The sequence below is a fragment of the Micromonospora tarensis genome (assembly GCF_016803395.1).
Lineage (GTDB): Bacteria > Actinomycetota > Actinomycetes > Mycobacteriales > Micromonosporaceae > Micromonospora > Micromonospora tarensis.
On record NZ_JAEVHL010000289.1, the window covers coordinates 1 to 7,328 of the forward strand.

General features: G+C 71.0%; 6 protein-coding genes and 2 pseudogenes. 6 read left to right on the forward strand and 2 right to left on the reverse strand.

The window, feature by feature from the left end; genetic code table 11:
- The 4 genes and pseudogenes from JM949_RS31575 to JM949_RS31590 all read left to right on the forward strand — a co-directional run.
- A pseudogene (locus JM949_RS31575) lies at positions 1 to 857 on the forward strand (hypothetical protein); the annotation flags it as partial.
- Positions 842 to 1,159, forward strand: coding sequence for a hypothetical protein (locus tag JM949_RS31580; protein WP_203151759.1), 318 nt, complete (start codon positions 842 to 844; stop codon positions 1,157 to 1,159). The pseudogene JM949_RS31575 and the gene JM949_RS31580, both read left to right, overlap by 16 nt.
- 288 nt (positions 1,160 to 1,447) lie before the next feature.
- Positions 1,448 to 3,295: a 2-oxoacid:acceptor oxidoreductase subunit alpha gene (locus JM949_RS31585; protein WP_203151760.1), complete on the forward strand. Its 1,848-nt coding sequence runs from the start codon at positions 1,448 to 1,450 to the stop codon at positions 3,293 to 3,295.
- The gene (locus JM949_RS31590; protein WP_203151761.1) at positions 3,288 to 4,322 is read left to right on the forward strand and encodes a 2-oxoacid:ferredoxin oxidoreductase subunit beta; all 1,035 of its coding nucleotides are present in this window, start codon (positions 3,288 to 3,290) and stop codon (positions 4,320 to 4,322) included. The genes JM949_RS31585 and JM949_RS31590 overlap by 8 nt, the downstream gene beginning before the upstream one ends.
- Before the next feature lie 68 nt (positions 4,323 to 4,390).
- On the opposite strand, the gene JM949_RS31595 is transcribed toward JM949_RS31590, so the two are convergent.
- Positions 4,391 to 5,035 (reverse strand): FMN-dependent NADH-azoreductase, encoded by a 645-nt coding sequence (locus tag JM949_RS31595; protein WP_238434240.1) that lies wholly within the window; start codon positions 5,033 to 5,035, stop codon positions 4,391 to 4,393.
- An 82-nt stretch (positions 5,036 to 5,117) separates the two neighbouring features.
- On the opposite strand from JM949_RS31595, the gene JM949_RS31600 reads away from it, so the two are divergent.
- Positions 5,118 to 5,597 (forward strand): MarR family winged helix-turn-helix transcriptional regulator, encoded by a 480-nt coding sequence (locus tag JM949_RS31600; protein WP_203151762.1) that lies wholly within the window; start codon positions 5,118 to 5,120, stop codon positions 5,595 to 5,597.
- A gap of 71 nt (positions 5,598 to 5,668) precedes the next feature.
- On the opposite strand, the gene JM949_RS31605 is transcribed toward JM949_RS31600, so the two are convergent.
- Positions 5,669 to 6,682, reverse strand: a complete 1,014-nt coding sequence (locus JM949_RS31605) for a potassium channel family protein (RefSeq protein WP_203151763.1) — start codon at positions 6,680 to 6,682, stop codon at positions 5,669 to 5,671.
- A gap of 340 nt (positions 6,683 to 7,022) precedes the next feature.
- Between JM949_RS31605 and JM949_RS31610 the strand changes: the two are divergent.
- Positions 7,023 to 7,328: pseudogene (locus tag JM949_RS31610) on the forward strand (helix-turn-helix domain-containing protein); the annotation flags it as partial.

The following is a 7,328-nucleotide window of genomic DNA, read 5'->3' on the forward strand; positions in this document are numbered from 1 at the left end:
CGCCACCGGCGCCGGTTACCACCGCCCCGGACGTCCCGCCGGCACCGACCACCACCGCGCCCGCCCCGGGCGGCACCGGCCGACCACCGACCGCCGGCCCGCCACGCTCGACCGTCCGGCCGGTTCCGCCGATCCGACCGCCCGCACCGGGCTCGGCGGCGCCACCGTCGAACCCGCTGGGCGTGCAGGTCACCACCGAGGACGTCACCCTCACCCAGGCGTACTGGAACACCGCCAGCACGGTGGCCACACTGCAGGTCACCGTGCGCAACACCGGCACGGTCGCCGAACGGATCCGACTCTCGTACACGCTGCCGGCCGGACTGACCGACGCGGGAACGAAGGGCTGCGCCACCGCCGGCGGCCGGGCGTACCGCTGTGGTGCCTGGACGGCCGAGGCGGGGGCCCGGTTCAGCACGGTGCTCCGGCTGCGGGTCGCCGGCACCGCGTGGCGGCAGATGCCGCTCGGCGGCTCCGTCCAGGTCGTCGCCGACGGGGCGGGAGCGCCCGGTGAGGCGGTCGACGACCAGGGCTTCGCGGTGCTCTTCCCGCCCGGTCCGCCGACGCCCGGGATCGGGCTGGCCGCCGACGAGGTGGCCTTCGACATCAGCGGCGGTGCCAGCAGTCTCACGCTCCGGCTGGACAACACCGGCGCGGTGGACGCCGCCGGTCGGGTCGAGGTCGTCCTGCCGGCCGGGGTGAGCGTGCGACCCCACCGCCCGGCTGCGCTGCGGTCGACCCCACCCGGACCCGCTGCGACACCGGCCAGGTGCTGGCGGGCACGAGCGCCGAGCTGCGCCTGCCGGTGGAGGCGACCCCACAGGCCCAGCGGGACGCGCCGTTGTCCGGTGCCGTGATCGGTCAGCTCGACCCGCGCAGCGGCCCGACCCGACGGATGCAGATGAGCTTCCGGATCACCGCGGCCGCCGCGCTGGCCACGCCGGTGGTCTCCCCGCCCGCGCCGACCGGCTCCCAGGGCGTACTCCCGCCCGGTTCCACCAGGGCGAGCGGTGGGATCACCTCGGTCCAGCGCACCGCGGTCATCCTGATCGGGGTCTCCACGCTGCTGGTGGTGCTGGCGCTCACCCTGGCGACGACGTCGCTGCGCCGCCGGCTCGCCGGTCCGGCACCCGAGCCCACCCCCCACCCCGCCGACTGATCGACTGTCGGCCGGGTGGTGATCTGAATTACGGCGGCTAGCCTTTAACCCCGCAAACTCGGGCATTCCCCCACCCTGTCAGTTTCGAGTCACCGAACCACCGGGCATTGTTAGGGCTGCCTTAGACGTAGGCTCTCAGGTGAGGTACGACAGCGGCCGGACCACCCCTTGGGCGGTGCGGTGAAACGTCGCGTCAAGGAGGTTCGGTGACCGGGCACGAGGTGCAGACGTGAGCGCGAGGAGTGAGCCGGTTATGCGGGCCCCGCAGTCGCGAACGAAGGTGGCACAGTGACCAAGCAGATCCGTCAACTCGACCGCGTGGTCATCCGGTTCGCCGGCGACTCCGGCGACGGCATGCAGCTGACCGGGGACCGGTTCACCTCGGAGACGGCGCAGCTCGGCAACGACATCTCCACGCTGCCAAACTTCCCCGCCGAGATCCGGGCTCCCGCCGGCACCCTGCCCGGTGTGTCGAGCTTCCAGGTGCACTTCGCCGACTACGACATCCTCACCCCGGGCGACGCGCCCAACGTGCTGGTGGCGATGAACCCGGCGGCCCTCAAGGCCAACCTGGCCGACCTGCCGCGCGGCGCGGACATCATCGTCAACACCGACGAGTTCACCAAGCGCAACCTCGCCAAGGTCGGCTACCAGGGCAGCCCGCTGGATGACGACTCGCTGGCCGGCTATGTCGTGCACCCGGTGGCGCTCACCTCGATGACGATCGGCGCGCTGGCCGAACACCCGGTGTCCAAGAAGGACGCCGAGCGGTCCAAGAACATGTTCGCCCTCGGCCTGCTCTCCTGGATGTACTCCCGGCCCTACGAGTCGACGCTGCGCTTCCTGGAGCGCAAGTTCGCGGCCCGCCCGGAGCTGGTCGCCGCCAACGTCGCCGCCTTCAAGGCCGGCTGGAACTTCGGCGAGACCACCGAGAACTTCGCGGTCCGCTACGAGGTCAAGCCGGCCAAGATGAAGCCGGGCACCTACCGCAACATCACCGGCAACGCGGCGCTGTCGCTGGGGCTGGTCGCCGCCGGGGTCCGCTCCGGGCTGCCGGTCTTCCTCGGCGCCTACCCGATCACGCCCGCCTCGGACATCCTGCACGAGCTGAGCAAGCACAAGCGCTTCGGCGTGCTCACCATGCAGGCCGAGGACGAGATCGCGGCGGTCGGCGCCGCGCTGGGCGCGTCGTACGGCGGATCGCTCGGGGTGACCACCACCAGCGGACCGGGTGTGGCGCTGAAGAGTGAGACCATCTCGCTCGCGGTGGCGCTGGAGCTGCCGCTGGTGATCGTGGACGTGCAGCGCGCCGGCCCGTCGACGGGCATGCCGACCAAGACCGAGCAGGCCGACCTCAACATGGCGCTCTACGGTCGGCACGGCGAGGCACCGGTCGCGGTGATCGCGCCCCGGTCACCGTCGGACTGCTTCTTCGCGGCGCTTGAGGCAGCCCGGATCGCGCTGACCTACCGCACCCCGGTGATCCTGCTCTCCGACAACTACGTCGCCAACGGCTCCGAGCCGTGGCTGCTGCCCGACGTGGAGTCGCTGCCGGACCTGCGGGTCGACTTCGCCACCGAGCCCAACGGCGAGGACGGCACCACCTTCCTGCCCTACCTGCGCGACCCGGAGACCCTGGCCCGGCCGTGGGCGATTCCCGGCACGGCGGGCCTGGAGCACCGGATCGGCGGGCTGGAGAAGGCCGACAAGACCGGGGACATCTCCTACGACCCGGCCAACCACGACTTCATGGTCCGCACCCGGGCCGCCCGGATCGAGACGATCCCGGTGCCGGACATCGAGGTGGAGGACCCGGACGGCGACGCCCGGGTGCTGGTCCTCGGCTGGGGCTCCACCTACGGGCCGATCGGCGCGGCGTGCCGTGGGGTGCGCCAGCGGGGTCTGTCCATCGCCCAGGCGCACCTGCGGCACATGGCGCCGATGCCGGCCAACCTCGGTGAGGTGCTGCGCTCGTACGACCGGGTGGTCATCCCGGAGATGAACCTGGGCCAGCTCGCCCACGTCATCCGGGCCCGTTACCTGGTCGACGCGATCAGCTACAACCAGGTCCGCGGCCTTCCGTTCACGGCCGCCGAGTTGGAGACGACGCTGGAAGAGGTCCTGAAGAATGTCTGAGCCCGTCGCCCTCAAGCTCACCGCGAAGGACTTCAAGTCCGACCAGGAGGTGCGTTGGTGCCCGGGCTGCGGTGACTACGCGATCCTGGCGGCCATCCAGCAGTTCATGCCGGAGCTGAACATCCCCCGGGAGCGCACCGTCTTCGTCTCCGGGATCGGCTGCTCGTCGCGGTTCCCGTACTACATGAACACCTACGGCCTGCACTCGATCCACGGCCGCGCCCCGGCGATCGCGACCGGCCTGTCGGTGTCCCGGCCGGACCTGTCGGTCTGGGTGGTCACCGGCGACGGTGACGCGCTCTCCATCGGTGGCAACCACCTGATCCACGCGCTGCGCCGCAACGTCAACCTCAAGATCCTGCTGTTCAACAATCGGATCTACGGCCTGACCAAGGGTCAGTATTCTCCCACCTCCGAGGTCGGCAAGATCACCAAGTCGACCCCGGCCGGTTCGGCGGACGCCCCGTTCAACCCGCTCTCGCTCGCCCTCGGCGCGGAGGCCAGCTTCGTCGGTCGGACCATCGACTCCGACCGCAAGCACCTGCAGTCGGTGCTACGGGCCGCCGCCGAGCACGAGGGCTCGGCCTTCGTGGAGATCTACCAGAACTGCAACATCTTCAACGATGGGGCGTTCGACCAGCTCAAGGACCCGTCCACCCGGGACGACTACCTGATCCGCCTGGAGCACGGCCAGCCGATCACCTTCGGCGCCGACGGCCGGTTCTGCGTGGTGCACCCGCCGGGCGGCTTCGGCCTGGAGGTCCGGGAGACCAGCTCGGTCCGCCCGGAGGAGATCGTCGTGCACGACGCGACGGTGACCGACCCGGCATACGCGTTCGCGCTGTCCCGGCTGCCCGGGCTGGACCTGCGCAACACTCCGATCGGGGTGTTCCGTTCGGTGGACCGGCCGTCCTACGACAGCGTGGTGCAGGAGCAGTTGGCCACTGCCAAGGCGAAGGTCACCGAGACACCCGAGCAGCAGCTCGCCGGCTTGCTGGGCAGCGGCGACACCTGGACCATCCTCTGATCTCCCGCTGCTGACGAGAGCGGCCGTCCCCGATCCGGGGGCGGCCGCTCTCGTCGTAGGGCGCTTTCTCAGCGCCGGGCGGCGGCCGGCAGCCAGAGGTTGTCGATCTCCTTCTCGGTCGCCGCGAGGCTCGCCTCGTGCAGCGGGATCAGCTCGGCCATCGCCGGCACCGAGGGCGCCAGGGTCAGCTCGGTGCTGATGAAGCGCGGCTCCAGGCCGGTCATCGACAGGCCGTGCGGGAGCCACTGCTCGGCGTGGTCCCAGCCGTGGCGCGGGGTGCCCTCGCCGTAGCCGCCACCCCGGGTGGCCAGCACCACGAACTCGCGGCCGCCGAGCAGGCCCTCCTGGGTGGTCGGGTCGTACGTGAGGCCGGCGACGATCAGGTGGTCCACCCAGGACTTGACGCTGCTGGGCACGCCGTAGTTGTAGAGCGGCAACCCGAGCAGCACCACGTCGGCCTGCTTCACCTCGTCGACCAGCCGCACGCTGAGGTCCCAGGACTCGCGCTGCGCGGGGGTGTGCTGATCCGGTGGCGTCATCCGGGCCAGGCCGCTCTCCGAGTCCAGGTGCGGCAGCGGTTCGGCACCCAGATCCCGGTAGGTCACCGTGCCGTCCGGATGGGCCGCACGCCAGGTGGCGACCGCCCGGGCGGTGAGCCGGCGGCTGATCGACCAGTCACCCCGAATGCTTGAGTCGATATGCAACAGATGCATTATTCCTCCTCCAAGGATCGTCTGTGCAGCACAAACTATTTATAGCAGGGAGATGTTCCGACAGCTCGGTAGACTGGGTCACATGCCCGCCACGCCGCTCGAATCCTCGGAACACCGCTCGGGCGCGCTCCTGGACCATCTGGCCCGGCGGATGCGACTGCGTTCGGAATCGGTGCTGGCACCGCTGGGTCTACGGCCCCGGCACCTGGTCGCACTGACCGTGCTCCGCGCCGGCGGCGGCACCGGCCAGCAGGCACTCGCCACCATCCTGGAGATGGACAGCACCAACATCGTCGGGCTGCTCAACGACCTGGAGGCGAAGCAGCTGATCGAGCGGCGGCGCTCACCCGAGGATCGCAGGCGACACGTCGTCGAACTCACCGCAGACGGGGCAAAACGCCTCAGCGAGGCCGAATGCGCCCTCGCCAGCGCCGAAGACGAGGTGCTGGGCGCGTTGGATCCCGCCGAACGGGAGACGCTCTACGAGCTGCTCAGCCGGGCCTCCACCGGTACTGCACCCAACTGCACCGAGGCGATCTGCGCCGCCGACGACCCCCTCTGACGACGGGCCGCCGAGGCCACCGTCGCGGCGAAGGACCGATCAGGCGGCGGTGAGGGGCAACGCGGGCGAGCTCAGGCGGTGGTGGCCGACTGGGGGCGGTCGTCGCGCACGTGCACCAGCATGTCGCCGGTCTCGATCACCGCGCCGGCCCGGTCGGCGAGGGTGACCACCTTGCCCCGCCGTACCAGGGCGATCACCAGCGAGTCCAGCTCGCGCGGCGAGCGACCCACCTCGTCCCGCTCCGCGGAGCGCATCGCCAGCGCCATGCCCTGGCCGGGAGTGAGCAGATCCTCGACCACGTCGATCAGCGGCGGGGCCGAGGTGGACAGGCCGAGCAGTCGACCCGCGGTGGCCGAGGAGACGATCACATGGTGCGCGCCACTCTGCTTGAGCAGCGGGGCGTTCTCCGCCTCCCGCGCCGCCGCGATGATCCGGACCTGCCCGGCGGTGAGCTGCCGGACCGTCAACGCGACAAGCACTGACGCGTCGTCACTGTCGGTCGCGATGATCACGGCCTTCGCGGTGCGGACATGCGCCTCGTTCAGCACCGACGAGCGGGTCGCCGAGCCCTCGATCGCCACCAGCCCGGCGGAGGTGGCCTGCCGCAGAGCGGCGGCGCTGCGCTCCACCACCACGATGCGCGAACGGTCCAGACCGTTCTCCAGCAGGGCGGAGACCGCGCTGCGGCCCTTGGTGCCATAGCCGCAGATGATGACGTGGTCCTTCACGGCTCTCCTCCACCGCGACAGGCGACGGCCGGTCCGGTACTGCTCGGTCAGAACTTCCAGGGTGGTACCGACCAGGATGATCAGGAAGATCACTCGGGCCGGCGTGATGAACAGGACGTTGACCAGCCGAGCCGATTGCGCGGCCGGGGTGATGTCGCCGTAGCCGGTGGTCGAGAGCGACACGACCGCGTAGTAGAAGCAGTCGAGCAGGGTGAGGCCATCCTCATTGACATCGCGGTAGCCGTCCCGGCCCAGGTAGACCGCGGTGACCACGGCGAGGACCAGGCCCAGGGCGGCGGCGAGCCGGAGGCTCAGCGCGCTCAGTGGGCCCCGCCGCTGCGCGGGAAAATGGATCACCGTCGAACCTGCTCCCCCGCCGACTCCTGCACGCCCACAACATAGCGGGTACGCCGCCGCTGGCACGTCCGGGTCGAGCACCGGACAACCTCCGCCGGTTTCGGACCCGACCACCTGACGACAACGACGAACCGGTGCGGGCCGGCAGACGAAGGGGCGCGACCCTCGTGACGACGAGGCACACTGGTTTCCGAGCCGGCCGCCTGGCACACCCAGCTGCGCCGATGACGGGTGCGGCCCGCGCCGAAGGAGGGGCGCGGGCCCGCACGGGACGGCCAGCGAGGTCGGGAGCAGGCATGATGAGGGTGTTCCCGACGACGACCGCGAAAGTGAGGCCGGCATGTCGTTGCTGCGACGAGTCATCGGCGGAGTGCTCCGCCGACTGCGTCAGAGCCAGGGCCGCACGCTGCGTGAGGTGGCCGCGGCGCCGGGGTTTCCGTGCCCTACCTGTCCGAGGTGGAGCGGGGGCGTAAGGAAGCGTCCTCGGAGGTGCTGGCGGCGATCTGCCGGGCGCTCGGCATCCGCCTCTCCGACCTGTTGGAGGAGGCCCGGGACGACCTGCGCCGGGTCGAGCCGCGGGTCCCGGCCGCACCACGGGCCGCGCTGACCGGGCTGGGCCGGGCCACTGTCGCCCGCCGGGACGCGG

Bases quoted from the DNA above. Each gene is read 5' to 3' on its own strand.
- JM949_RS31590 (WP_203151761.1), top strand. From the start codon at position 3,288: ATGTCTGAGCCCGTCGCCCTCAAGCTCACCGCGAAGGACTTCAAGTCC.
- JM949_RS31595 (WP_238434240.1), bottom strand. From the start codon at position 5,035: ATGCATCTGTTGCATATCGACTCAAGCATTCGGGGTGACTGGTCGATC.
- JM949_RS31600 (WP_203151762.1), top strand. From the start codon at position 5,118: ATGCCCGCCACGCCGCTCGAATCCTCGGAACACCGCTCGGGCGCGCTC.